Consider the following 26,942-nt stretch of genomic DNA (forward strand, 5'->3'; position numbering starts at 1 on the left):
GCCATGAAGCTCACGAAGAAGTCGCATGCCTGCGTCCGCCTCGAGAAGGACGGCCGGACCCTCGTCCTCGACCCGGGCGGGTTCAGCGAGGAGGACGCCGCGCTCGGCGCGGACGCGATCCTCGTCACCCACGAGCACCCCGACCACTTCGACGAGTCCCGGCTGCGCGCCGCGATGGAGGACAACCCGGCCGCCGAGATCTGGACCCTGAAGGCGGTCGCGGAGAAGATCTCGTCCGCCTTCCCCGGCCGCGTCCACACCGTCGGCCACGGTGACACCTTCACGGCCGCCGGTTTCGACGTCCAGGTCCACGGCGAACTGCACGCGGTGATCCACCCGGACATCCCGCGCATCACCAACGTCGGCTACCTCGTCGACGGCGGCAGGGTCTTCCACCCCGGCGACGCCCTCACCGTCCCCGACCACCCGGTCGAGACGCTGATGCTCCCCGTGATGGCCCCCTGGAGCAAGATCTCCGAGGTCATCGACTACGTGCGCGAGCTGAAGCCGCAGCGCGCCTACGACATCCACGACGCCCTCCTCACCGACCTGGCCCGTCCGATCTACGACCGGCAGATCGGGCAGCTCGGCGGCTCGGAGCACCTGCGGCTGACGCCGGGGGACTCGGCCGAGGTCTGAGGCCCCCAGGGGGACACGGGCCGCGTTGTCAGACCCGCCGGGTAGGTTGTGGGACATGCGCATCGCGACCTGGAACGTGAACTCGATCACCGCCCGCCTGCCGAGGCTCCTGGCCTGGCTGGAGAGCAGCGGCACGGACGTGCTGTGCCTCCAGGAGGCCAAGGTCGCCGAGGAGCAGTTCCCGGCGGAGCAGCTGCGCGAGCTGGGCTACGAGTCGGCGGTCCACGCGACCGGCCGGTGGAACGGCGTGGCGGTGCTCTCCCGCGTCGGCATCGAGGACGTCGTCAAGGGCGTGCCCGGCGACCCCGGGTTCGACGGCTCGGTGGAGCCCCGTGCCATCTCGGCGACCTGCGGCCCGCTCCGCGTCTGGTCGGTCTACGTGCCGAACGGCCGTGAGGTGGACCACCCGCACTACGCCTACAAGCTCCAGTGGTTCGAGGCGCTCAAGGCCGCCGTCGCCGGTGACGCGGCGGGCAGCCGCCCCTTCGCGGTGATGGGGGATTACAACGTGGCGCCGACGGACGACGACGTCTTCGACCCCGCCTTCTTCGAGGGCTCCACCCATGTCACCCCCGCCGAGCGCGCCGCCCTGGCCTCCTTGCGCGAGGCCGGCCTGTCCGACGTGGTCCCGAGGCCCCTCAAGTACGAGCACCCGTTCACGTACTGGGACTACCGCCAGCTCTCCTTCCCGAAGAACCGCGGCATGCGCATCGACCTGGTGTACGCCAACGCGCCCTTCGCGAAGGCGGTCAGCGACGCGTACGTGGACCGCGAGGAGCGCAAGGGCAAGGGCGCGTCCGACCATGCGCCCGTGGTCGTGGACCTGGACGTCTAGGGGGCTTGTGATGGATCTCCGCGGCGTCGCGACGCCCGGCGCGCTCCCCCAAGCACTTCGAGCAGGGGGGACCCCCACTCGCCGCACCGGACAAAAGGCCTGGTAGCTCCTCCCCCCACTCTCGGCTTCGCTCGAGCGGGGGGACCCCCATCAAGGCCTTCCGCCCGGCACGCCGAGAGCACGCACCGAACGCCGCTCCTTCTTCCATGGAGAGCCATCAGAAGCCCCCTAGGGCCTCAGCAGCCGCAGGTCGACCGAGTCCGCCAGGGCCGCAAGCCCCGCGTCACCCGGATGCAGATGGTCCCCGCTGTCGTACGCGGGGAGCATCCGGGAAGGCCGCTCGGGATCACGGACCACCGCGTCGAAGTCGAGCACGCCGTCGAAGCCCCCGCCGTCGCGGATCCACTCGTTCACCGCGACCCGCTCGGCGTCGACGGCGGCCGTGCACCGCGTCTCGCCCTCACAGGGCAGGATCGTCGCCGCGAGCATCCTCAGCCCCCGGGCGTGCCCGCGTGCCGCCAGCTCGCGCAGCCCCGCGACCAGCTGCTCCGCCGACGCGCCCCACCGCAGGTCGTTGATGCCCTCGAAGACGACGGCCGTACGCGCCGACGGCTGGGCGAGGACGTCCCGGTCGAACCGGTGCAGGGCGCTCACCCCGGCCGTGTCCGTGGAGACCCCGTCGCCGGGGTACCGGTCGGACACCACGCGGTTGCCGGAGACGCCCAGGTTCAGCACGCCGTAGCGCGGGACGGTGCTCTGCTTCAGGAGCCGGCCGGCCAGGACGTTCGGCCAGCGCCGGTTCGCGTCCACCGTGGACTTGTCGCCGTCGGTGATCGAGTCCCCGAGCAGCACCACCGACCCGGGACCGCCGCTCACGTCGACCCCGGCGAGCAGCGGCCAGCGGGTGATCACCGAGGTGTACGCCCCGGCGTCGTGGTCCGCCGCGTGGTCTCCGGGCTCGCTGACCCAGGAGCGCTGCTGGGCCAGCCCGTGCACGGGTGCCGCAGCCACCGTCCCGGGCAGATGGAAGCTCACCAGCAGATTGGTGTCCGCCGGGACGGAGAAGCCGAGCGGATCGCTGTACGCCTGGCCCCCGGCCGGGATCGTCACGCCCGCCGCACCGCCGAAGGCCAACGCCACCGGGGTGGCCCGGGAGGCCGCGCCCGACGCCTGCACCGCGGCCGTCGCGCTCCCGATCCGTACCGGAGCCGCCGCGAAGGTGTTGTCGAACCGCACCCGCACTCGGGACCCGCCGGCCGACGTGTGCACGACCAGCCGCAGCGTCCGGTCCGTCCAGGGGCCCACCGCGGCGTAGCCGCCCGTGGCCGTCGACCAGCTGCCCGTCCAGCCCTGCGTGGCGGTCCGTACCGACACCGCGAAGACGTGCAGCCCGGCCGCGCTCGGCAGCCGGACCGAGGTCACCGCGCGCCCCGGGGCCAGCGGCACCGTCACGACGTACAGGCGGGCCGACCGGGCGAGTTGGCCGCCGGGCGTGTTGATGTGCGGCAGGGCCACCGCCTTGGTCGCGAGCGGCCCGGTGCGCCAGTCGGGTGCGGTCAGCCGGTACCCGGAGCGGGAGCCGTTCGCGTACGTGACCGTGCCCGGGCCGCCCACCTGGGAGCCTGCGGTGCCCGCCACCAGGAAGGCCAGGGCGTCCCCGCGCCCCGTGACCCGGACGTCCTGCCCGGCGGCGCGGACGTTGTCCGGCTCGCCCGGCTGCCGCCTCGGCCAGGTCAGCCGGGCGCCCTGCACGGTGAGCGCGCGGCCGGGCGTCCAGCCCGCGGCGGTGAGGTCCCGCGCGGACAGCGAGGCGCCGGAACCGTCGAAGTCGGCCTCTTGGGGCGATCCGTCGTCGCTGACGGCCACGTTGTCGAACAGCCGCTCCAGCGGCACCGGCGCGGCTCGTCTCTCCTCGGCGGCCTGCGCCGCCACCGCCGAGATCAGCGACCCGCACAGGGTCAGGACGACCAGGATCCCCCGGACACATCGGCGCACGGCCGACTCCTCCCGTTCATCGACACACGACGCAACAGACGAAAACGCAGGGACGGAACAGAAGAGGTAACGACGGCCGAGACGCAAGACGCACGGTGAAACTAGGGAGACATGACAGACCCGTCAACGCGCGATACGTGAACTCGGCCTGAATGCGACCGGGATCGGCGGGCCCGCGCGTCCCTGTGGTGCGTATGGCGGTACGAATGACACGCTGGACGTATGAACATCCCTTTCCTGGGCAACCGGCGCCAGAAGGTCGGGATCCCCGATCCGGCAGGCATCGCGGAACTCCTCGCCGAGTGTGAGCTGCTCCGCTCCCAGGCGTCCCGCGAGGGGTTCCTGCTGGACGACTCGGCGGCCTCCCTGGAGGCGCTGGACCAGCTCGTTCCGCGCTGGCGGGACGACGAGGAGACCCTGGCCTGGCTGGGCAACGACGCCGGGCTCTACCTGGGCACCGTCATCGTGCGCACCGTGCCGGGAGCCGCCTGGGAGATCCGCTCCGACGGACAACCGGTCGTGCGGCTGGCGTCCGGCCGGGAGTTCGACGTCGTGGACTCCGGGCACGAGTGGGCCGCGAACGGGGTGCCCGAGCTGTCGCAGTTGTACGCCGAAGTCGCGGAGTCGTGAGCCCCATGGCCGCAACCTTTGGCCCAAAGTCCGACGTAAATACGGCTAATGATCGAAAAGTGCGTGTCGCCCGACAAGTCCGATCTTGCCTGGATACGTTGCGGCAACCACCACACAGCTGAGAGTGAGTAGGGCTGAGTATGGCCGTCGAGCCGCTGATCGAGCTGCGTGACGTCAACAAGCACTTCGGGGAGCTGCATGTCCTGCAGGACATCAACCTCACCGTCGGCCGGGGGGAGGTGGTCGTGGTCATCGGCCCGTCGGGGTCGGGAAAGTCCACCCTGTGCCGGGCGATCAACCGCCTGGAGACCATCGAGTCCGGGACGATCATCCTCGACGGGCAGCTGCTGCCGGAGGAGGGCAAGCCCCTCGCGCGGCTGCGCGCGGACGTCGGGATGGTCTTCCAGGCCTTCAACCTCTTCGCCCACAAGACCGTCCTGCAGAACCTCTCCCTCGGGCAGGTCAAGGTGCGCGGGCGCAAGAAGGAGGACGCCGACCAGCGCTCCCGTGAACTCCTCGACCGGGTCGGCGTCGCCGACCAGGCGGACAAGTACCCGGCGCAGCTCTCGGGTGGTCAGCAGCAGCGCGTGGCCATCGCCCGCGCCCTGGCCATGGAGCCCAAGGCGATGCTCTTCGACGAGCCGACCTCGGCCCTCGACCCGGAGATGATCAACGAGGTGCTGGAGGTCATGAGGCAACTCGCCCGCGACGGCATGACCATGATCGTCGTCACGCACGAGATGGGCTTCGCCCGCTCGGCCGCCAACCGTGTCGTCTTCATGTCCGACGGCCGGATCGTCGAGGACCGCACCCCCGACGAGTTCTTCACCAACCCGAGCAGTGACCGCGCCAAGGACTTCCTCTCCAAGATCCTCAAGCACTGAACGGGCAGGCACCGGACGGCTCATCGCATCGGACCTCGACTACGATGTGCCCTTCATCCCTGTCGGAGAGGGGGACTTCGCCGAAGGCCGCCGATCCCGCCAGGGGTGAGCTGACCGCCCGCCCGGTCCGCGGGGCCATTCCCACCGGGTGCGGCCCCCATGGCCCGAAGGCCACGGGGGCGGCGGATCACATCGGCCAGGCCCGTCCGGCAGCAGCCGGAGATCACTGCTCGCGCAGCGGAACCGACACGTACGACGGGTCGTTCACCGGCGAGGAGAAGGTCAGCTGCGCGCCGGGCGGGTTGTGCTCGATGTAGAGCGGGTCGACCGTGTCGACGACCAGGGCGAGGCGATGCCCGGCCGGGACGTCGTAGGCCGTGGAGTACAGCTCCAGGTCGACGCCGAACGGCTTTCCGGGGGTGCGCCCGTGGAAGGTGTACGGCGCGTGGGTGACCAGCTTGCCGAGGCCGAGCGGCCCCACGTCGTACAGGTAGGCGACGAGGGTGCCGCTCTCCTTGGTCGGGGTGAGGGTCGTGTGCAACGCCGTCGTCCCGCGCACCCTTTGGGCCGCGGCGTACTTCTCCGACTGCCAGACGGCGGCCCAGCGGCGGGGGAGCAGCGGGATCGAGGCCATCGGCGGCAGCTGGGCCACCTGGTCGAGGATGCTGGACAGGAAGACGACGCCGCCGTCCGCCCCCGAGTTCACGTTCGCGCGGATCGTCTTCGAGCCCGCGAGGGCGATCTTCCGGCTGGTCGCGCCGGCCGACTTCCAGTCCGGGTACCCCTCGTAGCCGCCGGAGGTACGGGACTTGAGCTGGACGGGCTGCTCGCGGTCGATGCCGTTGTCCACGCCCCTGAGGTAGTGGTCGAACCAGCGCGCGGTGTCCTTCCACACGTCGTTGGGCAGCCCGAACAGGCCGGTCAGCTCCGCGGTGGCGTGGTCTCCGGGCCGCATCTCCAGCCGCTTCGGGCCGGTCAGCTTCTCGTAGAAGTCGGCGTACTGGTTGGGCGTGAAGACGCTGTCCCCCCAGGCGTTGGCCAGCATGATCGCCGCGCCGTTCTCGTTGATCTGGTCGACGTAGGTCGCAGCGGAACGTTTCTTCCCCCAGGCGACGAGCTCCGCTTCCTTCGCCAGGTTGGATCCGTAGAAGTCGTCGAAGGTCTGCCGGACTTCCGCGCTCTGGCGGCCCGTCACCACACTCGCGCCGTCCAGCAGCGCGGCGGCCTGGACGTGCTGGGTGCGCCCGCCGTAGATCGAGCCGATCAGGTCGGCCCAGCCGCTGAGTGAGGCGACCGCCTTGACCCGCTTGTCGTGCGCGGCCGTGAGCAGGCTGATGCCCGCCCCGTAGGAGACACCCGCCATGCCGATGTGCCCGGCCTCCGCGGGGGTGTGGGCGAGCGCCCAGTCGATGACCTTCGACGCGTCGGCGACGTCGGGTGGCCCCGCCACTTCTATCTCGCCGCCCGACTGCCAGAAGCCGCGCACGTTGTAGGTGACCACGACGTACCCGGAGTCGGCGAGCTTCTGTGCCTGGGCCAGGTACTCGACCTGGGGCAGGCCCCAGCTCGTGGGCATGACGAGCAGCGGGTAGCGGTCGGTGCCGCGTGCACCGGCCGGGGTGACGACGTTGGCCTTGAGGACGGTGCCGCCGTCGCCGGCGATGTCGACGAAACGGACGGGGTTCGGCGCCGCCTGGGCGGTGGGGGCGAATCCGAGGGCGGTGCCGGCGACCAGGGTCGCCGAGACGGCGCCTACGGCGGTGGTGCGCAGGGCGGCCTTGCGGTGGGGTCCCACGGGTCACTCCTCACTCGTGTCAGTGCAAAGTGACCGAACGGTAACCTCGCCCCCTTACCAGAGGTAACCCGTCGGTAAGTTACGTGCCAGTAACGATTGTTGAGCAGTGGAGGAGCTCAGGAGGCCCGGTGGGAATTGCGTGGAGCGGCGGGCGTCGCGGCGGGCAATGGGGTCTGTGCCGCCCGCGTCACGTCCTCCACCAGCTCGACGACGTCCGGGCCGTACGCCTGGGAGTTGATCACCTTGAGCAGCAGCACGAAGGAACCGCTGCCGTACTTGCGGGCCAGCCGCTCCTGGTTGCGGGCGAGATAGCGGGTGGCCGCCTGGTTGGTGATCGACGTCTGGCCGCAGAACACGAAGACCGGACGGGTGTTCTGGCTGCGCTCGGCGGTGAGCCGGGCGAGCAGGGCGTACTCCTCCTTGCCGTGATCCACGCGGTAGCGCTCCGGGCCCACCAGGAACGAGCCGCGGTCCGGGCCGGGTTCGGCATCCACGTTCACCCGCACACCGGGGAGCAGGGAAGACAGATGGGCCGCCATACGGCGGTTCGACGCCGGGCCGCCCACGCAGAACTCGGTGCGCTCGCCGAAGCCCTGACGCGCGGTGTCGTGCGGGAGGATCTGGGCGTGGGCGGTGCAGTCCTTGATCAGCGCGGCGAGTTCGAGGAGTGCGAACACGTCGTAGCGCATCACCGAGAACTCGGGCCCCGCCGCACCCCGGTTCACCACCAGCAGGGACTCGGAGTTGTCGGGCAGCCCGAAGAAGGCCTGCTTGCGGCGGAGCTTGCGCCGGTACAGATAGGTGCGGGCCACCCAGCCCAGCGCGGCACTGATGCCCGCCGCTATCACGCCCAGCACGATGTTGCGCACGTCGTCGTTCATGGGCGCGCATGGTAGCGGGCCCGACGCACCGGTGTTCGACGCTTGCCTGACGCGGGCATGGCCATGAATTAAGCTGCGCGGACGGCCTTTGACTGGAGGTGCGGATGCGTCGCCCTGTCGCACGGAATCTGACGGTCCTGGCGGTTTCGGCCGCTGTGGTGGTGTCGGTGGGGGCGGCGGCGCCGCCACCGGCCGCGCAGAGCCCCGGCGGTGAGAAAACCCCGCTGGCCGTCGGCTACGGCGGCGCCGTCTCGAGCGTCGACCCCGACGCCTCAGCCGCCGGGATCGAGGTCCTGAGGAAGGGCGGCAACGCCGTCGACGCGGCCGTCGCCACGGCCGCCGCACTCGGCGTCACCGAGCCCTACTCCGCCGGCATCGGCGGAGGCGGCTACTTCGTCTACTACGACGCCAAGTCCCGCACGGTGCGTACCATCGACGGCCGCGAGACCGCCCCCCTGAGCGCCGACAAGAACCTGTTCCTCGAGAACGGCAAGCCCCTCGCCTTCGCCGACGCCGTCAGCAGCGGCCTGAGCGTCGGCACCCCGGGGACGCCCGCCACCTGGCAGACGGCGCTGGACCAGTGGGGCAGCAAGCGGCTCTCCAGCGTGCTGAAGCCGGCCGAGCGGATCGCCCGCGAGGGCTTCACGGTCGACGAGACCTTCCGCTCGCAGACGGCGTCCAACGAGGCCCGCTTCCGCTACTTCCCGGACACCGCCGAGCTGTTCCTGCCGGGCGGACGGCTCCCCGTCGTCGGCTCCACCTTCAAGAACCCCGATCTCGCCCGCACGTACGCGGAGCTGGGACGCAAGGGCGTCGACGCGATCTACCACGGCCGGCTCGGCCGGGACATCGTCGACACGGTCAACAAGCCACCGGTGGATCCCGGCTCCGGCTGGAACGCCCGGCCCGGCGACCTGACCGCAAGGGATCTGGCCGCCTACCGCACCAAGCTCCAGGCGCCCACCAGAACCTCGTACCGCGGCCTCGGTGTCTACTCCATGGCGCCGTCCTCCTCCGGAGGCACGACGGTCGGTGAGGCGCTCAACATCCTCGAGCGGACCGACCTGTCCAAGGCGAGCAAGGCGCGCTATCTGCACCGCTTCATCGAGGCCAGCAGGATCGCGTTCGCCGACCGCGGGCGGTGGGTGGGCGACCCCGCCTTCGAGGACGTGCCGACGAAGGAACTGCTGTCGCAGAGGTTCGCCGACTCGCGCGAGTGCCTCATCAAGGACGACGCGGTGCTCTCCAGCCCGGTCGCGCCCGGCGACCCGCGTCATCCGCAGCGGTGCGGCACGGGCGGCACGGCGGCTCCCACGACGTACGAGGGCGACAGCACCACGCATCTGACGGCGGCCGACAAGTGGGGGAACGTCGTCGCCTACACCCTCACCATCGAGCAGACCGGTGGCAGCGGGATCACCGTCCCCGGGCGGGGATTCATCCTCAACAACGAACTGACCGACTTCTCCTTCACCCCGGCGAACCCGGCCGTGCACGACCCGAACCTCCCTGGTCCGGGCAAGCGCCCGCGGTCGTCGATCTCGCCGACGATCGTGCTGGACCGGCACCACAAGCCCGTGGTGGCGCTGGGGTCGCCGGGCGGCGCGACGATCATCACGACCGTTCTGCAGACGCTCACCGGCTTCGTCGACCGGGGGTTGCCGCTGGTCGACGCGATCGCCGCGCCCCGGGCCAGTCAGCGCAACGCCGCACAGACCGAGCTCGAACCCGGCCTGTACGACAGTGACCTGAGGAAGCAGCTCGAAGCGATCGGACACTCCTTCAAGGTCAACCCGGAGATCGGTGCCGCCACGGGTGTTCAGCGGCTGCCGGGCGGTAAGTGGCTGGCAGCCGCTGAGACCGTGCGGCGGGGTGGGGGGTCGGCGATGGTGGTGCGGCCCTCGCGTTGACGGCCGTGTGCGGGTGCGTGGGGGGCTGGTCGCGCAGTTCCCCGCGCCCCTAACGGGGCGCTGCCGGACTCTGCGTCTGGAACATGAGTTGACCGTCCTCCACGTCCACCGTCACCCCGCCACCCTTGTCGACCCTGCCGTCCAGCAACAGGCGTGACAGCTCGTTGTCCACCTCGCGCTGGATCGTGCGGCGCAGCGGGCGGGCGCCGTACTCCGGCTGGTAGCCGCGGTCGGCCAGCCATTCGACCGCCCGGTCGGTGAAGGTCACCGTGATGCCCTTGCCCCGCACCAGGGCCCGGGTGCGGTCCAGCAGGAGGTTGGTGATCCGGCGCAGTTGCTCCGTGGTGAGCTGGCGGAAGACGACGATCTCGTCGATGCGGTTGAGGAACTCCGGGCGGAAGTGCTCACGCAGCGGGCGCAGGATCTGCTCGCGGCGGGCCTCCTCGTCCGCGTCGGCGCCGCCCGCGGCGAAGCCCGTCGTGGCGCCCCGGCGGGTGATCGCCTCGGAGCCCAGGTTGCTCGTCATCACGATCACCGTGTTGCTGAAGTCCACCGTGCGGCCCTGGGAGTCGGTCAGCCGGCCGTCGTCGAGGACCTGGAGCAGGATGTTGAAGACGTCCGGGTGGGCCTTCTCCACCTCGTCCAGCAGGAGCAGCGAGTACGGGTGCCGTCGCACGACCTCGGTGAGCTGGCCCGCCTCCTCGTGGCCGACGTAGCCGGGCGGGGCGCCGACCAGGCGGCTGACGGTGTGGCGCTCCTGGTACTCGCTCATGTCGAGCCGGACCATGCGGTCCTCGCTGCCGAACAGGGCCTCGGCGAGCGCCCGGGCCAGTTCGGTCTTGCCGACACCCGTCGGGCCGAGGAACAGGAAGCTGCCGATCGGGCGGTCGGGGGCGGCAAGGCCGGCGCGCGAGCGCAGCACCGCGTCCGAGACGACCCGCACGGCCTCGTCCTGGCCGACCACCCGCTGGTGCAGATGCTCCTCCAGGCCCAGCAGCCGGTCCTTCTCCTCCTGGGTGAGGCTGCTGACCGGGATGCCGGTCTGCCGGGACACCACCTCGGCGATCGACTCGGCCCCGACGACGAGGTCCTGGCCCTCGTCGATCTCGCTGTCGCCGCCGGCCTGGGAGATCCGCTGCTTCACGTCCACGATGCGGTCGCGCAACTGGGAGGCCTGCTCGTACTGCTCGTCCGCGACGGCCTGGTCCTTGTCCCGGGTCAGCTGCTCCAGCTCCCGCTCCAGGGCCCGTACGTCCGTGCCCTTGGTCCGCGCCCGCAGTCGCACCCGGGCACCGGCCTGGTCGATCAGGTCGATCGCCTTGTCCGGCAGGCGGCGGTCGGAGAGATAGCGGTCCGACAGCTCCACGGCGCTCACCAGCGCCTCGTCGGTGTAGCGGACCTGGTGGTGGGCCTCGTAGCGGTCCTGGAGGCCGCGCAGGATCTCGATCGCGTCCGCGGGCGTCGGCTCCGGCACCATAATCGGCTGGAAGCGGCGGGCCAGTGCCGCGTCCTTCTCGATCCGGCGGTACTCCTCCAGCGTGGTGGCGCCCACGATGTGCAGCTCGCCCCGGGCGAGGGCCGGCTTGAGGATGTTGCCCGCGTCCATCGAACTGCCGTCGCCGCCGCCGGAACCGGCGCCCACGACCGTGTGCAGCTCGTCGATGAAGATGATCAGCTGGTCGGAGTGGGCACGGATCTCGCCCACGATGTTGTTCATCCGCTCCTCGAAGTCACCCCGGTAGCGGGTGCCCGCGACCACCCCCGTGAGGTCCAGGGCCACCACGCGGCGCCCGACCAGCACGTCGGGCACGTCCGCCTCGGAGATGCGCTGCGCCAGCCCCTCCACGATGGCCGTCTTGCCGACTCCCGCGTCACCGATCAGCACCGGGTTGTTCTTGCCGCGCCGCGAGAGGACCTCGACGGTCTGCTCGATCTCCTGGTCCCGGCCGATCACCGGGTCGATCCGGCCCTGCCGGGCCAGCTCGGTGAGGTCGCGGCCGTACTTGTCGAGGGTCGGCGTGTTCGTCGGGCGCGGGCGCTCGGACTGGGGGACCTCCGGCGCCTCGGGCGGTTCGGAGGGGGCGAAGCGGGCCGCGTTCAGGATGTGCCCGGCGGCCGAGTCGGGGTTCGACGCCAGGGCGCTCAGCACGTGCTCCGGGCCGATGTAGCCGTAACCGCGGGCCCGGGCCATGTCGTGCGCGTCCAGCAGGGCCCGCTTGGCGGCCGGGGTGAGGGAGAGCGCGGTCGGCGGCGGAGCGTCGTCCGGCGTGTGCTGGGCCGGGCCTGACCGGTCGTCGATCTGCGACGCCAGGGAGTCGGGGTTCGCGCCCGCCTTGCTGAGCAGGGTGCGGGTGGGCTCGGTGGCGAGCGCCGCCCGCAGCAGATGCTCCGTGTCGAGGTCCCGGCTGCCGTGCTCGGCGGCGTACTGTGCGGCGCCGCGGACGAGCTCCCGGGCCGGCTGGCTGAGCAGCCGCCCGAGATCGATCTGCCGGGGACCGGGACGCGGTCCGCCGAAGAAGCGTGCGAGGAATTCTCCGAAGGGATCCGAGCCGTAGCCCTCCGGGCTGGTGAAGCCGCTGCTCATGGGCCTTCCGTTCCCGGCGTCCCCGGCGCGCGGGCGGGGGACGCCCTCGCTGGTCGACGTGCCGGGGTCGGGTAACCCGGGTGGCAGCCGGTTACACCTGGGGCGCGCTCGTACAACACCTTCGCACGATCGTCGGCTAGGGGCACCTTTGGGGCATACCGGGGGGAAGGGGCGGTCGGCGGGGTTCAGCGGGCCGTCAGGATCCTCGGCCCGGACTCCGTGATCGCCACCGTGTGCTCCGCGTGGGCCGCGCGGGAGCCGTCGTTCGTCCGCAGGGTCCAGCCGTCGGCGGCCGCGTGGAACGCGTCCGTGCCGCCCTTGATGACCATGGGCTCGATCGCCAGCACCATGCCGTGCCGGAGCCGCATGCCGCGCCCCGGGCGGCCCTCGTTCGGCACCCCGGGGTCCTCGTGCATACGGCGGCCGATGCCGTGGCCGCCGAAGCCGTCCGGGATGCCGTAACCGGCGCCCCGGCACACCGTGCCGATCGCGTGGGCGATGTCGCCGATGCGATTGCCCACGACGGCGGCCTCGATGCCGGCCGCCAGGGCCCGCTCGGCGGTCTCGATCAGGCGGAGGTCCGCCTCCCGCGGGGTGCCCACGACGAAGCTGAGCGCCGAGTCGCCGACCCAGCCGCCCAGTTCCGCGCCGAAGTCGATGGAGACGAGGTCGCCGTCGCGCAGGCGGTAGCGGCCCGGGATGCCGTGCACGATCGCGTCGTTGACCGAGACGCAGAGGACGGCGGGGAACGGGGTCGGCGCGAAGGAGGGGCGGTAGCCGAGGAAGGGTGAGGTCGCGCCCGCCCCGCGCAGCACGCCGTGCGCCACCTCGTCCAGTTCCAGCAGGGGAACGCCCACGTCGGCGGCCTCCTGTACGGCCGTCAGGGCTCGGGCGACGACCTGGCCCGCCTCGTGCATCGCGTCGATAGAAGTGTCTGTCTTCAGCTCCACCATGCCAATTACTATACCGGTATTAGAATGGGGGCATGGTGCGCACCCCTCTCACTCCCGAAGAACGCGAACGCGGCGAGCGGCTCGGCCGGTTGCTGCGTGAGGCACGTGGTGGCCGGAGCATGGCGGAGATCGCGGCGAACGCGGGCATCTCCGCGGAGACCCTCCGGAAGATCGAGACCGGGCGGGCCCCGACCCCGGCCTTCTTCACGGTGGCCGCGCTGGCCGGAGTCCTCGGACTGTCCATGGACGAACTGGCCGGGCAGTGCGTGCTGGTGCCCGTCTGAGGCTCCTGCGCCGCGCGTGAAAACTCCCCGTAGCACGTCCGTAACACGACTGGTGTTGCCTACGGGGCGGAGTGCTCCGGTCTCAGGGAGTTGAGCGATGGCGGCGGATCAACTCCCGGCTGAAGTCGGGGAGTTCGCGACCTACCTGGACGGTCTGCTGGCACGCCTCGACCCGTCCGGCGGCTGGTTCGCGGTGTTCTGGCAGCGCGACCCGGAGGGCATGCGGGCCTGCCTCGACGGACGCGAGATGCCGCCCTGGGACGTGGTCGAGGCGCTGCTCCAGGACCTCGCCGGGCAGTACGGCCCGGCGGGAGCCGGCCCGGAGACGGACCGCGCCCGCGCCCTGCACGCCGCCGCGCTCGCCGCGTACGACACCCGGCCCGGGGGCCGTGACGCCCTCGGCGACCGCCTCGACGTCATGCTCCGCGAACAGAAGTACGCCGCCGAGCGCCAGGCCGCCCTGGCCCGCCACCTGACCTCGGCCACGACCCGCGAACAGGCGGACGCCCTGCGCCTGGACCTGGCCTGGGCACGCGACGACCACGAACGGGCCGGCGCGCGATGCGCGGAACTCCGGGCCCGGCTGGCGTACGTGAACCGGCGTGACCAGGGGGTGTCCCCGAGAGCGTGGAGTGAGGGCGAGGGGCTGCGCGGCGCCGGGGCAGGTTCGTCAGCGGCCGGGGACCCGTACGATCCCGGGCCACCCTCGGCTGCGAGGGGCGCCGTCGACCCGGACACCGGGCGTCCCGCCCAGCGGCATCCGGCGAGCCGGACCGCCGCCGGGGAAGCCGCCGCAGGCGTTTCCGACGCGTTCACCGTTCCAGCCCCGGCCCCATCGCCCGCCCCCGAACCCCCCACCCCCAAGCAGCGCAAGCGCCGTCGCGGGAGTGCTCGCTTCGCCGGGATGGCGGACGAGGAGGTCGCAGCCGCCGCCGTGCCGCCCGCTGTCGTGCCGACCCTGCCCGCACCCGCCCCCACGACCACAGGCCGTACCCCGCGCGGCGCGCGCTTCGCCGGGGCCGCCGAGGAGGCGGTGGCGGAGCGCCGGGCGCCGGAGGCCCACGCGGCCGGGGCCGCGGACCGGGCCGAGGTCGGACGGACCGTGGAGGTGCTGGCCCGGTTGCGGAGCGAGGGGCGCAGCGGGGAGGCCCACGCGCTGCTGGCCGAGGTCGTCTCGTGGGAGCCCGGCCGGTTTCCGCTGCTCGCGGAGCGGCTGCACCTCGCCGGGCTGGACGCCGACTGGCAGACCCTGCTGTGGGAGGCCGCCTCGCTGCCCGCCGGGCGGCTGGTCGCCGCCGCCGACGCGCTGGTCGCGGCCGGACGGGCGGGGGACGGGCGGCAGATGCTCCGGCAGGGCCTCGCACGGCCGCCGGGAGAGATCGGGGAGGCCGTCCTCGGCCTGGCCGCCGCGGGGCACGACCGCGAGGTGCGCGTGCTGCTCGACGCGTATGTCCGGGCCCGTACCCCCGAAGAGGCCGCCCGCAGCGCCGAACCCGATCCGGGGCGCCTCGTACCGCTTCTGCTGGAGGCCGCCCGGGACGTGTCGGAGGAGCGCCGCTGGGATGTCGTGTACGCCCTGCGGGTCGCCGGATTCCCCGCCTGAACGGCGATGCCGCGCCCCGGGCGACTCACCCACAGGAGTGCGAATCGCGCAATGCCCCGCGGGTTGGCGACGATGGTCTTGGCAACCCCGTGCCAGAGGCTTACGTTCGTGGCTCTACGGCCCGCTTCTACGGGCGTAGAGGCGCAGACGTCGCGTCGAAGGAGCAGCTCATGGCCAACGTCGTACGTGCCGCCCTGGTCCAGGCCACCTGGACCGGCGACACCGAGTCCATGGTGGCGAAACACGAGGAGCACGCCCGCGAGGCGGCCCGCCGGGGCGCGAAGATCATCGGGTTCCAGGAAGTCTTCAACAGCCCCTACTTCTGTCAGGTCCAGGAGCCCGAGCACTACCGCTGGGCCGAGGCCGTCCCCGACGGCCCGACCGTGCGCCGGATGCAGGACCTCGCCCGCGAGACCGGCATGGTGATCGTCGTGCCGGTGTTCGAGGTCGAGCAGTCGGGCTTCTACTACAACACCGCGGCCGTGATCGACTCCGACGGCAGCTACCTCGGCAAGTACCGCAAGCACCACATCCCTCAGGTCAAGGGCTTCTGGGAGAAGTACTACTTCAAGCCGGGCAACCTCGGCTGGCCCGTCTTCGACACGTCCGTCGGCCGCGTCGGGGTCTACATCTGCTACGACCGCCACTTCCCGGAGGGCTGGCGGCAGCTCGGCCTGGCCGGTGCCCAGCTGGTCTACAACCCCTCCGCCACCCACCGCGGCCTGTCCTCCCACCTGTGGCGGCTGGAGCAGCCCGCCGCGGCCGTCGCCAACGAGTACTTCGTCGCCGCGATCAACCGTGTCGGCCAGGAGGAGTACGGCGACAACGACTTCTACGGGACGTCGTACTTCGTCGACCCGCGCGGGCAGTTCGTCGGCGACGTCGCCAGCGACAGCACGGAGGAACTGGTCATCCGGGACCTCGACCTCGACCTCATCGAAGAAGTGCGGCAGCAGTGGGCCTTCTACCGCGATCGCCGCCCCGACGCCTACGAAGGGCTGGTGCAGCCGTGACCCACGACCTCCTGGGCCGCCACCGGGCCGTGCTCCCGGACTGGCTCGCCCTCTACTACGAGGAGCCCCTCGAGATCACCCACGGCGAGGGCCGCCACGTCTGGGACGCCCAGGGCAACCGGTACCTCGACTTCTTCGGCGGCATCCTCACCACCATGACGGCGCACGCGCTGCCCGAGGTGACGAAGGCGGTGAGCGAGCAGGCCGGCCGGATCATCCACTCCTCGACCCTCTACCTCAACCGCCCGATGGTCGAACTCGCCGAGCGCATTGCCCAGTTGAGTGGCATCCCGGACGCCCGTGTCTTCTTCACCACGTCCGGCACCGAGGCCAACGACACCGCCCTGCTGCTGGCCACGGCGTACCGGCGCAGCAACACGATCCTGGCGATGCGCAACAGCTACCACGGCCGTTCCTTCAGCGCCGTCGGCATCACCGGCAACAGCGGCTGGTCCCCGACCTCGCTCTCCCCGCTCCAGACGCTGTACGTCCACGGCGGCGTGCGCACCCGCGGCCCGTTCGCCTCCCTCAGCGACGACGACTACATCGCGGCCTGCGTCGACGACCTGTTGGACCTGCTCGGCCACACCCGCGCCCCGGCCGCGCTGATCGCCGAACCCGTCCAGGGCGTCGGCGGCTTCACGGCGCCGCCGGACGGGCTGTACGCGGCCTTCCGCGAGGTGCTGCACGAACGCGGCATCCTGTGGATCGCCGACGAGGTGCAGACCGGCTGGGGCCGCACCGGCGAGCACTTCTGGGGCTGGCAGGCCCACGGGCGCAACGGCCCGCCGGACATCGTGACCTTCGCCAAGGGCATCGGCAACGGCATGTCCATCGGCGGCGTCGTCGCCCGCTCCGAGATCATGAACTGCCTGGACTCCAACAGCATCTCCACGTTCGGCGGCACCCAGATCACCATGGCGGCGGGCCTCGCCAACCTCAACTACCTGCTGGAACACGACCTCCAGGGCAACGCCCGGCGCGTCGGCGGCCTGCTCATCGAGCGGCTGCGGGCCGTCGCCGCGCACGTTCCGGCGGTACGGGAGGTACGCGGCCGGGGGCTGATGATCGGCATCGAGATCACCGAACCGGGGACCGACACGGCCGATCCGCAGGCCGCCGCGGCCGTCCTGGAGGCGGCGCGCGAGGGCGGCCTGCTGATCGGCAAGGGCGGTGGCCACAACACCAGTTCACTGCGCGTCGCCCCGCCGCTGTCCCTCAACGTCGCGGAGGCCGAGGAGGGCGCCGCGATCCTCGAGAACGCTCTGAGGAGCATCCGGTAGCAGTGCACTGAGCAAGGGACCCGCCACCATGACCATCACCCCGGATTCCCTGGAACCGGCCCTGTCCGTCCGGCAGGTCCTCACCCTGGAGCGGGTGCTCGCCGGGGAGCCCGAGGTGGTGGCCGGCGCGAGCCATCTCGACCGGCCGGTGCGCTGGGTGCACGTCGCCGAGGCCGCCGACGTCGGTGTGATGCTCAGCGGTGGCGAGATGGTCCTCACCACCGGTGTGCTGCTCGCCGGCGACGAGGACAAGCAGGCCGAGTACGTCCGGTCGCTGCACCGCGCGGAGGCCGCAGCCGTCGTCCTCGGACTCGGCCGCGCCTTCCCCGCGGCGCCGGACGTGATGCGCCGGGCGGCCGAGCGGTGCGGACTGCCGATGGTCGTCCTGCACCGGCCCTTCCCCTTCGCCGAACTGACCGAGGAGGTCCAGTCGCGGCTGGTGCGGCGTAAGTTCGCCGTCGTCAGCCTCTCCGAAGCCGTCCGCACCGAACTCACCGCCCTCATCACCGCCGGCGCCCCGCTGCAACGCCTGCTCGACGAGGTCGCCCGGCACAGCGCCTGCCCGGTCGTCGTCACCAACCTCGCCCACCGCGTCCTCGGCACGGCCGGGGAGCGGCCCGCGGTGGACGACGTGCTGCGCGACTGGGAGCGCATCGCCCGGCAGGCATGGGGGCACCACCCAGGCCGTTCAGGCACTGGGGGAGGCACCGAGGGCGACGGCTGGATCCGCGCCGAACTGGGCGGGCGCGGCGAACGGTGGGGCCGGATCGTGCTGTGCGGATACCGCGGCGACACCGCCACCGGACGGCTGCTGGCCGACCGCGCCGCCGAGGCCCTCGTCCTGCACCGCATGCTCGGCGGCGGCGCCGCGTGCTCCTGGGAGGAGCAGTCCGCACAGAGCCTGCTGACCGACCTGGTCAGCGGCGTCGTACCGGCACGGCAACTGCTGCCCCGGGCCCGCGCGGCCGGGCTGCCGGTCAACCGGCGCACCTTCGTGCCGCTGGTGGTCCGCGACGGCGACCCCGCCCGCCTCGAACGGCTCCTGCGGCTGCTGGGCCTGCCCGGGCTGGTCGCCGAACTCGCCGACGGGGCCACCGCCGTGCTGCTCAGCCTGCCCCGGGACCAGGACGCGGGCGCCCTCGCCGTGCACTTCGCGACCCGGCTGCGCACCGAGTCCGGCGCGCACCACACGGTCGTGGCCGCGGCCGAACCCCGTGCCGCCTGGGACGACGTACCCACCGGACTGCGCGAGGCCCAGCACGTCGCGGACGCCGTGGCCGACTCCTCCGCCGTCCTCGACCTCCCGTCGGTGGTGCGCCTCAAGGACGTCCACCTGCGGGGCCTGATCCGCCTGCTGCGCGACGACCCGCATGTGCAGTCCTTCGCGGAGCGGGAGCTGGACGGGCTGCTGTGCGAGACCGAGGAGGACCTGCTGTCGGTGCTGCGCACCTACCTGGCCACCGGCCGCAACAAGTCCCGCACCGCACAGCTCCACCACGTCTCCCGGCCGGCCCTCTACCGCCGCCTGGAGGCGATACAGGTGCGCCTCGGGGTGGACCTCGACGACTTCGAGCAGGCCGCCTCGGTGCACATCGCACTCCTCGCGCACGACGCGCAACAGCAGTGAAACACGCGACCACCTGGGAAAACGGCGGTGAAACATGGGTCTTTGGCAGAGTGACACGGTGGCACGCCGCACGCCCTCAGACGTGACACGGTGCAACTCAAAGACCACCACGCGACTTCCTAGGCTCACGGCACACCGAGCGACCGGAGGTCCCGATGAGCCAAGTGATCCGTGCCGCCGTCTTCCAGACCGCATGGACGGGCGACAAGGAATCGATGATCCAGGTCCACGAACAGGCGGCTCGCGACGCGGCCGCGCAGGGTGCTCAAGTCCTGTGCTTCCAGGAGCTGTTCTACGGACCGTACTTCTGCCAGGTCCAGGACCCGGCCTTCTACGAGTACGCCGAGCAGATCCCCGAGGGCCCCATCGTCCGGCGCTTCCAGGCACTCGCGAAGGAACTGGGCATCGTCCTGGTGCTGCCGATGTACGAGGAGGAGCAGCCCGGCGTCCTCTACAACACCGCCGCCGTGATCGACGCGGACGGCTCCTACCTCGGCAAGTACCGCAAGACACACATCCCCCAGGTCAGGGGCTTCTGGGAGAAGTTCTACTTCCGCCCGGGCAACAGCGGCTGGCCCGTCTTCGACACGAAGGTCGGCCGTGTCGGCGTGTACATCTGCTACGACCGTCACTTCCCGGAGGGCTGGCGCGCCCTCGGCCTCGCGGGTGCCGAGATCGTCTTCAACCCGTCGGCCACCTCCCGGGGACTGTCCGCCTACCTCTGGCAGCTGGAGCAGCCGGCGGCGGCCGTCGCCAACGAGTACTTCGTCGGCGCGATCAACCGGGTCGGGGTCGAGGACTACGGCGACAACGACTTCTACGGCACGTCGTACTTCGTGGACCCCGAGGCCCAGTTCGTCGGCGAGGTGGCGAGCGACAAGGAGCCCGAACTGGTCGTCCGCGACCTGGACATGGCCAAACTCCGCGAGGTCCGCGACCGCTGGCAGTTCTACCGGGACCGGGCACCTGGAACGTACGGTCCGCTGACGGACCTCTAGGGGCGCGGGGAACTGCGCGACCAGCCACACACGACCGTCACGTTCAAACGGCGAGGAGCGACAGATCATGAGCACCCGAACCGTCATCCGAGGTGGCCTGGTCATCACCGCCTCCGACGAACTGCACGCCGACGTCCTGATCGAGGACGGCCGAATCGCCGCCCTCGCGGCCTCCGGCACACCTGCCGCCGAATCCTTCACCGCCGACCGGGTCATCGAGGCGACAGGAAAGTACGTCATCCCCGGCGGCGTAGACGCCCACACCCACATGGAGCTCCCCTTCGGCGGCACCTTCGCCTCCGACACCTTCGAGACCGGCACCCGCGCCGCGGCCTGGGGCGGTACGACGACGATCATCGACTTCGCCGTGCAGAGCGTCGGGCACAGCCTGCGCGAGGGCCTCGACGCCTGGCACGCCAAGGCCGACGGCAACTGCGCCATCGACTACGGCTTCCACATGATCGTCTCCGACGTCAACGAGCACACCCTCAAGGAGATGGACCACCTGGTCGAGGAGGGCATCACCTCCTTCAAGCAGTTCATGGCCTACCCGGGCGTCTTCTACAGCGACGACGGACAGATCCTGCGCGCGATGCAGCGCTCCGCCGAGAACGGCGGCCTGATCATGATGCACGCCGAGAACGGCATCGCCATCGACGTCCTCGTCGAGCAGGCCCTGGCCCGGGGCGAGACCGACCCGCGCTACCACGGCGAGGTCCGCAAGGCCCTGCTGGAGGCCGAGGCCACCCATCGCGCCATCAAACTCGCGCAGGTGGCCGGCGCCCCCCTGTACATCGTGCACGTCTCGGCGACGGAGGCGGTCGCCGAGCTGGCCCGGGCCCGCGACGAGGGACTGAACGTCTTCGGCGAGACCTGCCCGCAGTACCTGTTCCTGTCCACCGACAACCTCGCCGAGCCGGACTTCGAGGGCGCGAAGTACGTGTGCAGCACCCCGCTCAGGCCGAAGGAGCACCAGGCCGCACTGTGGCGGGGCCTGCGCACGAACGACCTCCAGGTCGTCTCCACCGACCACTGCCCCTTCTGCTTCGTGGGCCAGAAGGAACTCGGCCGCGGCGACTTCTCCAAGATCCCCAACGGCCTGCCGGGCGTGGAGAACCGTATGGACCTGCTCCACCAGGCGGTCCTCGACGGGCACATCTCGCGCCGCCGCTGGATCGAGATCGCCTGCGCGACCCCGGCCCGGATGTTCGGCCTGTACCCGAAGAAGGGCACCATCGCGCCGGGCGCCGACGCCGACGTCGTCATCTACGACCCGCACGCCGAGCAGGTCATGTCCGCCGAGACACACCACATGAACGTCGACTACTCGGCGTACGAGGGCAAACGCACCACCGGCCGGGTCGAGACGGTCCTCTCGCGCGGCGAACCCGTCATCACCGAGCGGGAGTACACCGGGCACGCCGGGCACGGCGTGTTCACCCCGCGATCCACCTGTCAGTACCTCAACTAGGAGTGGCGCAGATGGACTTCGGACTCGTCCTGCAGGCCGACCCGCCGGCCTCGCGGGTGATCAGCCTGATGAAGCGGGCGGAACGGAACGGCTTCACGTACGGCTGGACCTTCGACTCCGCCGTGCTGTGGCAGGAACCGTTCGTGATCTACAGCCAGATCCTGGCCAACACCACGACGCTGAAGGTCGGTCCGATGGTGACCAACCCGGGTACCCGTACCTGGGAGGTCACCGCCTCCACCTTCGCCACCCTCAACGACATGTTCGGCAACCGCACGGTCTGCGGCATCGGCCGCGGTGACTCCGCGATGCGCGTGGCCGGCCGCAAGCCCAACACCCTCGCCCGGATCAGCGAGGCCATGAAGGTCATCCGGGACCTCGGCAGCGGACGGGAGGCCGACCTCGGCGGCGGCACCGTCGTCCGGTTCCCGTGGATCGAGCAGGGCGCCGAACTGCCCGTGTGGATGGCCGCGTACGGCCCCAAGGCCCTGAAGATGGCCGGTGAGGAGGCGGACGGGTTCATCCTCCAGCTGGCCGACCTCTATCTCACCGAGTACATGGTCAAGGCCGTGAAGGACGCGGCCGTCGCCGCCGGCCGGGACCCCGCCGAGGTGACCGTCTGCGTGGCCGCCCCGGCGTACGTCACCGAGGACGACTCGCCCGAAGCGCTCGCCCACGCCCGCGAGCAGTGCCGCTGGTTCGGCGGCATGGTCGGCAACCACGTCGCCGACCTCGTCTCCAAGTACGGTGAGCACTCCTCCCAGGTGCCCGACGACCTCACCGAGTACATCAAGGCCCGCGAGGGATACGACTACTCCCACCACGGGCGCAGCGGGAACCCCGACGCCCAGTTCGTGCCCGACGAGATCGTCGACCGGTTCTGCCTGATCGGCCCGGTCGAGAAGCACATCGAGAAGCTGGACGCGCTGCGCGCGCTCGGCGTCGACCAGTTCGCCGTCTACGACATGCACGACGCGCAGGAGGCCGTGATCGAGGCCTACGGATCGCGGGTGATCCCGGCCGTCAACGGCTGACCTCCTCCGCCGCACCCTGTGAACTCCCCCTTCCCAGCGGCTCGGGAAGGGGGCCCCAGGACGCTCCCCGCCGCACCCGGAGCGCACCCCCCCATCGGCGTCCCCGCACGGCCTTTCCCGTCCCACCTCCCCTGATTGGCCCGGCCCATGACCGATACCGCTCCCACGGCCCCACCGCCGACCATCCAAGTCACCCGCGACGACGGCCGGGTGGAGATCGCCCCGGGCGCCCCCGCGCCCACCGGCCCCTACGCCAACGAGGACCTGCTGCCGGTCCCCGTCGAGAAGCGCACCTGGACCACGTACAACTTCTCCGCGCTGTGGGTCGGCATGGCCCACAACACGGCCTCCTGGACCCTGGCCTCCGGGCTCATCGCCGTCGGCATGGACTGGAAGCAGGCGGTGCTCACCATCGCCCTGGCCAACGTGATCGTGCTGATACCGATGCTGCTCACCGGGCATGCCGGGCCGAAGTACGGCATACCCTTCCCGGTCTTCGCCCGGGCCTCCTTCGGTATCCGCGGGGCCAACCTGCCCGCTGTCGTACGGGCGTTGGTGGCGTGCGGCTGGTTCGGCATCCAGACCTGGATCGGCGGCGAGGCCATCTACTTCCTGGCCGGCAAGCTCATCGGCACCGGCTGGACGGACGCGGCGAAGGTCGGCGGCTACGCCTGGACGATGTGGCTGTCGTTCGCGATCTTCTGGGCGCTGCAGGTCGTCATCATCTACCGGGGCATGGAGACGATCCGCCGTTTCGAGAACTGGGCGGCGCCCTTCGTGCTCGTCGGCGCGTTCGTGATGCTGTGGTGGATGAGCGAGAAGGCGGGCGGCTTCGGCCCGTTGCTCGACCAGCCGTCGAAGCTCGGCTGGGGCGCGGACTTCTGGAAGCTCTTCGCACCCGCGCTCATGGGCATGATCGGCTTCTGGTCCACGCTGTCGCTGAACATCCCCGACTTCACCCGCTACGGCAAGAGCCAGAAGGCGCAGACCTGGGGCCAGGCCCTCGGCCTGCCGACCACCATGACCCTCTTCGCGTTCCTGTCGGTGATGGTCACCTCGGGCTCCCAGGCCGTCTACGGGGAGGCCATCTGGGACCCGGTGCAACTCGCGGCCAAGACCGACAACACGGTGGGCCTGCTCTTCGCGCTGGTCACCGTCCTGGTGGCGACACTCTCCGTCAACGTGGCGGCCAACCTGGTCTCGCCGGCGTTCGACTTCTCCAACATCGCGCCCCGCAGGATCAGTTTCCGGGCCGGCGCCCTCGCCACCTGCGTCCTCGGTGTGCTGATCTTCCCGTGGAAGCTGTACTCCGACCCGCAGGGCTACATCTTCACCTGGCTGGGCCTGGTCGGCGGCCTGCTCGGCACCGTCGCGGGCATCCTCATCGCCGACTACTGGATCCTGCGCCGCGCCCGGCTGGACCTGGCCGACCTGTACCGCACGGGCGGCCGCTACTGGTACGAGGGCGGCTGGAACTGGCGGGCCGTCGTCGCCTTCGGCGTCGGCGGTGTCCTCGCGGTCGGCGGCGCGAGCTTCAAGCCGCTGATCGACGGCCGCCCGATCCCGGCGCTGGCCGATCTGGCCGACTACGGCTGGGCGGTGGGTCTGGGCACGTCGATGGTTCTGTACCTGGTGCTGATGGCCACGCGGGGCCGGAGCACCGTCTGAGTCTGAGGAAGGCCGGCGCGCTGGAGGGCGCTCAGTCCTTGTCGCTCTCCAGCGCGGCGACCGCTTCCTTCGCGGCCTTGATGGCGCCCTTGTTGATCGTGTCCGTGCTGGGCGCCTTCTTCGACTCGAAGTCGCTGCCGTTGTAGGTGATCATCACCAGCGCGTTGGAGGCGCGGGCGATCACGACGCCCTCGCGGGTCTCCTGCTTGTCCTCGGTGGTGAGGTTCACGACGGAGTACGCGCTCTCGCCCAGACCGGGGACGGCCCCGCCGCCGCTCTTCTTCTCGGTGTGCGCCTCGTACGACTTCTGCGCCGCCTCGTCCGACTCCAGGACCTCGTAGGACACGTCGAGCCAGCGGTAGTCGTACCCCTTGAGCGCGTTCCAGGAGCAGGTGCGGCGCAGCTTCGTGTCCGTGGACGGGATCTCCTTGCCGGCTGACTTGGCGCCCGGCACCAGCGACTCGATCGTCTTCTTGGCGACGCTCTCGCACGGGGCGGGCGCGGCCGAGTACGCCTTCGGCGCCGTCGACGTCGACGGTGCGGACGCGGACTGGGTCTCGGTCTTCTCTTCGGCCTGCTTGTGCTCGGCGGCCTGCGGCGCGGCGAGCGGACCGGACGACAGCGCCCAGCCCGCCGCGGCGAGCACAACCACCGGCGACAGACGAGCGGTCAGGGCCAAGGGCAGAGGTAGAGAACGCACGGCGCCCTTCTCGTGGGGGACGGCGGTGCGGAACGGGTCCGCACGGCGGACGGGACGACAGTTTCACACGAGTGTCCGTGGTGCGGAAGTGCGAACTCGCTCCGTGGCTGCGCGGTGACGGGGGCCCGCGGTCCACCGCCCGGATATCGGCCGGTTGAGCGGCTTCCGGGTGGTTTGCGGCAGGTGCGTGCGTAGCCGGGGAGCTGGGGTGGTTCCTGCCGAGACGTGTCCGCCCACCTGCGATCTTCCCCAGGTTTTGGCGGGACCCGGACAGGGGGAGGGGGACGGGTGGCGTACGACGACGAGAGGTGAGAAGGCCGTATGTGCACGACCCGCCCCACCCTCCAGGGCACCTTCGGCATGAAGTTGTCCACAGGGTGGCGCTGACCTGCCGTGATGCGGCAATCCCTGTCGCTGACCTGCACAACAGAGACGGCCATCTGGAAGCGCTCGGTATCAAACCGCGCACCGGCCCGTCATCTGGGGCCGTGCCCGGGCCGATGGGCACCGGCAGCGCGGCGTGGTGGACGATGCTGAGTGACTGTGTGCAGCGCGTCAGAGCGACGTACAGACCACGCATCCCCGAGCGGGTTTCACCCGCGATGGCGGCGGGCTCCAACTCGATGCCTTTGGCTTCGTGCGGTTGGAGGATCGGCACGGTGGCGCGATGGATGTGCGTGGCCCGCGAGGGCGAAGCACTCAGCAGCCCTCGAACCAGGGGTTTGCGGGGTGGCGCGGTGGAAGTCGTGGGAAGTAGACGCTGAGTTGGGGGCGGCGACTGAGCCGCTGCTGCCGAAAGCAGAGCGCCGGGACCGGCATCCGGGGCGCGCTGGGTCCGCTCAGGCCGGTTGGGCCTGTGCCGCGGCTGGGGCAGACGGCTGTGGGCGGGCGCGCAGCCGCACGGTCAGCGCGCTTACACAGCCGGCGAGGATGCCGAAGACGAGCGCCGCGGACACACCTGAGCCCATGGAGACGTAGTACAGCAGTGGCCCGCCTGTGCTGCCCTGATAGGAGAGTAGCGAGTTCCACATTCCACTCACCTCGACGCCGAGGGTGGTGGCGGCGACGGCGCCGAGCGCGTAGGCGGGGTAGGTCACGCGGTCAAGCAGGACGGCCAGCAGCCGCAGCCCCCACCAGACCAGGGCGAGCAGCGCCACGTCGCCGAGCCGATACAGCAGCCAGCGCCCGTCGGCGGAGCTGGTGGGCATGGTCCAGGCGCTGAGCTGGACCCACTGCCGCAGTAGATCGCCGGGCTCGGACAGCCGTCCTCCGCCCCCGAACCCGGTCTGGATGCGCCCGGCGACCCGGTCGTTGGAGAGCATGATGAGGGCGAAGGCGACCACGGCGGTGCCCAGGGTTGCGGCGAGCCGTGCGGTGGCCGTGGTCGGCAGGGCCGGGCCTGGTTCCGGTGTCGCCTCGGGCCGCAGCAGGGTCATGAGGCCGGTGGCCGCTGCTGCGGCCACCAAGGCGGCGCCCACCGGGAGTTCGCGGCCCTGAGACATGGCGCTCGCGAGGCCGGGGAGCAGCCGGAATGTCGCCGAGCCGCCGGAAGCAACCATCCATGGCGCGGAGACAACTACAGCAAGCATGGCCGCGGCGATGCCCCAGCCCCATAGGGCCGCCACGGAGACCACAGCGCGTCTGACGCCGCGGCCCGAGAGCCGACGCAACAGCGGCAGCGCGCCGCATGGGAAGAGCAGGACGAGCGCGGCGTATCGCACCCGCATGGCGGTCTCTCTCAGAGCCGCGTAGTCCGCGCCGTGACCGACCGCCCCGGCGGGATCGGTGAACTGGGTTGAGGACGGGAGGTCGGTCGACCACGGCAGCGTCCACGCCAACAGGCGGTTTGCTTGGTCGGGGCCGAAGAATCGCGTGGCGCCGGGCAAGCTGAGTGCGTGGGCACTGGAGCCCGCCCACCAGAGCAGTCCAGCCAGCAACAGCGCCCCGAAGAGCGCCGGTCCGAGCACACGCCGATACGCCATTGTTTGAGTCCCATCCATTGCCCGCTCCTGCGGGTTTCGCTTCCGCCGGTCGGCGGGCGCATGACAACGGCGACAGATGTATCAGACACTGAAGGCGCGGTCACCTTCGTCCGCAGGATTTGAGTACGCATACTCATGAGCCCCGCCTCGGCTTCGCGGAGAGTCTGTTCGAG

The 26,942-nt window shown here is 71.1% G+C and carries 21 protein-coding genes; 14 read left to right on the forward strand and 7 right to left on the reverse strand.

What is annotated here, in order from left to right; translation table 11 throughout:
• The first annotated feature begins 3 nt into the window (after window positions 1-3).
• Both G3I77_RS32410 and G3I77_RS32415 read left to right on the forward strand, forming a co-directional pair.
• Window positions 4-639: an MBL fold metallo-hydrolase gene (locus G3I77_RS32410; protein WP_248509370.1), complete on the forward strand. Its 636-nt coding sequence runs from the start codon at window positions 4-6 to the stop codon at window positions 637-639.
• 55 nt (window positions 640-694) lie between these two features.
• Window positions 695-1,474, forward strand: coding sequence for an exodeoxyribonuclease III (locus tag G3I77_RS32415; protein WP_248509373.1), 780 nt, complete (start codon window positions 695-697; stop codon window positions 1,472-1,474).
• A gap of 228 nt (window positions 1,475-1,702) precedes the next feature.
• Here the strand turns inward: G3I77_RS32415 and G3I77_RS32420 are convergent, their stop codons facing one another.
• Window positions 1,703-3,469, reverse strand: a complete 1,767-nt coding sequence (locus G3I77_RS32420; RefSeq protein ID WP_374387640.1) for an SGNH/GDSL hydrolase family protein — start codon at window positions 3,467-3,469, stop codon at window positions 1,703-1,705.
• Window positions 3,470-3,691: 222 nt separating this feature from the next.
• On the opposite strand from G3I77_RS32420, the gene G3I77_RS32425 reads away from it, so the two are divergent.
• Window positions 3,692-4,099 (forward strand): DUF6278 family protein, encoded by a 408-nt coding sequence (locus G3I77_RS32425; protein WP_248509377.1) that lies wholly within the window; start codon window positions 3,692-3,694, stop codon window positions 4,097-4,099.
• Between the two features lie 140 nt (window positions 4,100-4,239).
• Window positions 4,240-4,983 carry an amino acid ABC transporter ATP-binding protein gene (locus G3I77_RS32430; protein WP_248509378.1) on the forward strand — a complete coding sequence of 248 codons (744 nt, stop codon included), beginning with the start codon at window positions 4,240-4,242 and terminating at the stop codon, window positions 4,981-4,983.
• Window positions 4,984-5,206: 223 nt separating this feature from the next.
• On the opposite strand, the gene G3I77_RS32435 is transcribed toward G3I77_RS32430, so the two are convergent.
• Entirely contained in the window at window positions 5,207-6,778 is a 1,572-nt protein-coding gene (locus G3I77_RS32435; protein ID WP_248509381.1) for a CocE/NonD family hydrolase, read from the reverse strand.
• A 116-nt stretch (window positions 6,779-6,894) separates the two neighbouring features.
• Window positions 6,895-7,659, reverse strand: a complete 765-nt coding sequence (locus tag G3I77_RS32440; protein WP_248509383.1) for a hypothetical protein — start codon at window positions 7,657-7,659, stop codon at window positions 6,895-6,897.
• Window positions 7,660-7,763: 104 nt separating this feature from the next.
• Between G3I77_RS32440 and ggt the strand changes: the two genes are divergently transcribed.
• The gene (ggt, locus tag G3I77_RS32445) at window positions 7,764-9,569 is read left to right on the forward strand and encodes a gamma-glutamyltransferase (protein WP_248509385.1); all 1,806 of its coding nucleotides are present in this window, start codon (window positions 7,764-7,766) and stop codon (window positions 9,567-9,569) included.
• 49 nt (window positions 9,570-9,618) lie between these two features.
• On the opposite strand, the gene G3I77_RS32450 is transcribed toward ggt, so the two are convergent.
• Together G3I77_RS32450 and map are read right to left on the reverse strand one after the other, a co-directional pair.
• Window positions 9,619-12,153, reverse strand: coding sequence for an ATP-dependent Clp protease ATP-binding subunit (locus tag G3I77_RS32450; protein ID WP_248509387.1), 2,535 nt, complete (start codon window positions 12,151-12,153; stop codon window positions 9,619-9,621).
• 185 nt (window positions 12,154-12,338) lie between these two features.
• On the reverse strand, window positions 12,339-13,106 hold the full coding sequence (map, locus tag G3I77_RS32455; RefSeq protein ID WP_248509389.1) for a type I methionyl aminopeptidase: 768 nt from the start codon (window positions 13,104-13,106) through the stop codon (window positions 12,339-12,341).
• Window positions 13,107-13,138: 32 nt separating this feature from the next.
• On the opposite strand from map, the gene G3I77_RS32460 reads away from it, so the two are divergent.
• From G3I77_RS32460 to G3I77_RS32500, 9 genes are all read left to right on the forward strand, one after another.
• Complete coding sequence (locus G3I77_RS32460; RefSeq protein WP_248509391.1) at window positions 13,139-13,390, forward strand: helix-turn-helix domain-containing protein; 252 nt, start codon at window positions 13,139-13,141, stop codon at window positions 13,388-13,390.
• Window positions 13,391-13,487: 97 nt separating this feature from the next.
• Window positions 13,488-14,993 (forward strand): hypothetical protein, encoded by a 1,506-nt coding sequence (locus G3I77_RS32465; protein ID WP_248509393.1) that lies wholly within the window; start codon window positions 13,488-13,490, stop codon window positions 14,991-14,993.
• A gap of 170 nt (window positions 14,994-15,163) precedes the next feature.
• Window positions 15,164-16,006 carry a nitrilase-related carbon-nitrogen hydrolase gene (locus tag G3I77_RS32470; protein WP_248509395.1) on the forward strand — a complete coding sequence of 281 codons (843 nt, stop codon included), beginning with the start codon at window positions 15,164-15,166 and terminating at the stop codon, window positions 16,004-16,006.
• On the forward strand, window positions 16,003-17,289 hold the full coding sequence (locus G3I77_RS32475) for an aspartate aminotransferase family protein (protein WP_248509396.1): 1,287 nt from the start codon (window positions 16,003-16,005) through the stop codon (window positions 17,287-17,289). The genes G3I77_RS32470 and G3I77_RS32475 overlap by 4 nt, the downstream gene beginning before the upstream one ends.
• Window positions 17,290-17,317: 28 nt before the next feature.
• Window positions 17,318-18,916: a PucR family transcriptional regulator gene (locus tag G3I77_RS32480; RefSeq protein ID WP_248509397.1), complete on the forward strand. Its 1,599-nt coding sequence runs from the start codon at window positions 17,318-17,320 to the stop codon at window positions 18,914-18,916.
• 155 nt (window positions 18,917-19,071) lie between these two features.
• The gene (locus G3I77_RS32485; protein ID WP_248509399.1) at window positions 19,072-19,914 is read left to right on the forward strand and encodes a nitrilase-related carbon-nitrogen hydrolase; all 843 of its coding nucleotides are present in this window, start codon (window positions 19,072-19,074) and stop codon (window positions 19,912-19,914) included.
• A gap of 67 nt (window positions 19,915-19,981) precedes the next feature.
• A complete protein-coding gene (gene hydA, locus G3I77_RS32490; RefSeq protein WP_248509401.1) occupies window positions 19,982-21,385 on the forward strand; it encodes a dihydropyrimidinase in 1,404 nt (467 codons plus the stop codon).
• An 11-nt stretch (window positions 21,386-21,396) separates the two neighbouring features.
• Window positions 21,397-22,419, forward strand: a complete 1,023-nt coding sequence (locus G3I77_RS32495) for a TIGR03842 family LLM class F420-dependent oxidoreductase (RefSeq protein ID WP_248509403.1) — start codon at window positions 21,397-21,399, stop codon at window positions 22,417-22,419.
• Between the two features lie 147 nt (window positions 22,420-22,566).
• Complete coding sequence (locus G3I77_RS32500) at window positions 22,567-24,087, forward strand: NCS1 family nucleobase:cation symporter-1 (protein WP_248509405.1); 1,521 nt, start codon at window positions 22,567-22,569, stop codon at window positions 24,085-24,087.
• Between the two features lie 31 nt (window positions 24,088-24,118).
• Here the strand turns inward: G3I77_RS32500 and G3I77_RS32505 are convergent, their stop codons facing one another.
• Together G3I77_RS32505 and G3I77_RS32515 are read right to left on the reverse strand one after the other, a co-directional pair.
• A complete protein-coding gene (locus G3I77_RS32505; protein WP_248509407.1) occupies window positions 24,119-24,787 on the reverse strand; it encodes a hypothetical protein in 669 nt (222 codons plus the stop codon).
• Window positions 24,788-25,626: 839 nt separating this feature from the next.
• Window positions 25,627-26,769, reverse strand: coding sequence for a hypothetical protein (locus G3I77_RS32515; RefSeq protein ID WP_248509409.1), 1,143 nt, complete (start codon window positions 26,767-26,769; stop codon window positions 25,627-25,629).
• Window positions 26,770-26,942: the final 173 nt, after the last annotated feature.

The sequence above is a fragment of the Streptomyces sp. D2-8 genome (assembly GCF_023184515.1).
Classification (GTDB): Bacteria; Actinomycetota; Actinomycetes; order Streptomycetales; family Streptomycetaceae; genus Streptomyces.

Excerpts from the sequence above, each read along its gene's own strand:
- G3I77_RS32410 (WP_248509370.1), top strand. The coding sequence starts at position 4 with ATGAAGCTCACGAAGAAGTCGCATGCCTGCGTCCGCCTCGAGAAGGAC.
- G3I77_RS32415 (WP_248509373.1), top strand. The coding sequence starts at position 695 with ATGCGCATCGCGACCTGGAACGTGAACTCGATCACCGCCCGCCTGCCG.
- G3I77_RS32425 (WP_248509377.1), top strand. The coding sequence starts at position 3,692 with ATGAACATCCCTTTCCTGGGCAACCGGCGCCAGAAGGTCGGGATCCCC.
- G3I77_RS32430 (WP_248509378.1), top strand. The coding sequence starts at position 4,240 with ATGGCCGTCGAGCCGCTGATCGAGCTGCGTGACGTCAACAAGCACTTC.
- G3I77_RS32440 (WP_248509383.1), bottom strand. The coding sequence starts at position 7,659 with ATGAACGACGACGTGCGCAACATCGTGCTGGGCGTGATAGCGGCGGGC.
- ggt (WP_248509385.1), top strand. The coding sequence starts at position 7,764 with ATGCGTCGCCCTGTCGCACGGAATCTGACGGTCCTGGCGGTTTCGGCC.
- G3I77_RS32450 (WP_248509387.1), bottom strand. The coding sequence starts at position 12,153 with ATGAGCAGCGGCTTCACCAGCCCGGAGGGCTACGGCTCGGATCCCTTC.
- map (WP_248509389.1), bottom strand. The coding sequence starts at position 13,106 with ATGGTGGAGCTGAAGACAGACACTTCTATCGACGCGATGCACGAGGCG.
- G3I77_RS32460 (WP_248509391.1), top strand. The coding sequence starts at position 13,139 with ATGGTGCGCACCCCTCTCACTCCCGAAGAACGCGAACGCGGCGAGCGG.
- G3I77_RS32465 (WP_248509393.1), top strand. The coding sequence starts at position 13,488 with ATGGCGGCGGATCAACTCCCGGCTGAAGTCGGGGAGTTCGCGACCTAC.
- G3I77_RS32470 (WP_248509395.1), top strand. The coding sequence starts at position 15,164 with ATGGCCAACGTCGTACGTGCCGCCCTGGTCCAGGCCACCTGGACCGGC.
- G3I77_RS32480 (WP_248509397.1), top strand. The coding sequence starts at position 17,318 with ATGACCATCACCCCGGATTCCCTGGAACCGGCCCTGTCCGTCCGGCAG.
- G3I77_RS32485 (WP_248509399.1), top strand. The coding sequence starts at position 19,072 with ATGAGCCAAGTGATCCGTGCCGCCGTCTTCCAGACCGCATGGACGGGC.
- hydA (WP_248509401.1), top strand. The coding sequence starts at position 19,982 with ATGAGCACCCGAACCGTCATCCGAGGTGGCCTGGTCATCACCGCCTCC.
- G3I77_RS32495 (WP_248509403.1), top strand. The coding sequence starts at position 21,397 with ATGGACTTCGGACTCGTCCTGCAGGCCGACCCGCCGGCCTCGCGGGTG.
- G3I77_RS32500 (WP_248509405.1), top strand. The coding sequence starts at position 22,567 with ATGACCGATACCGCTCCCACGGCCCCACCGCCGACCATCCAAGTCACC.
- G3I77_RS32515 (WP_248509409.1), bottom strand. The coding sequence starts at position 26,769 with ATGGCGTATCGGCGTGTGCTCGGACCGGCGCTCTTCGGGGCGCTGTTG.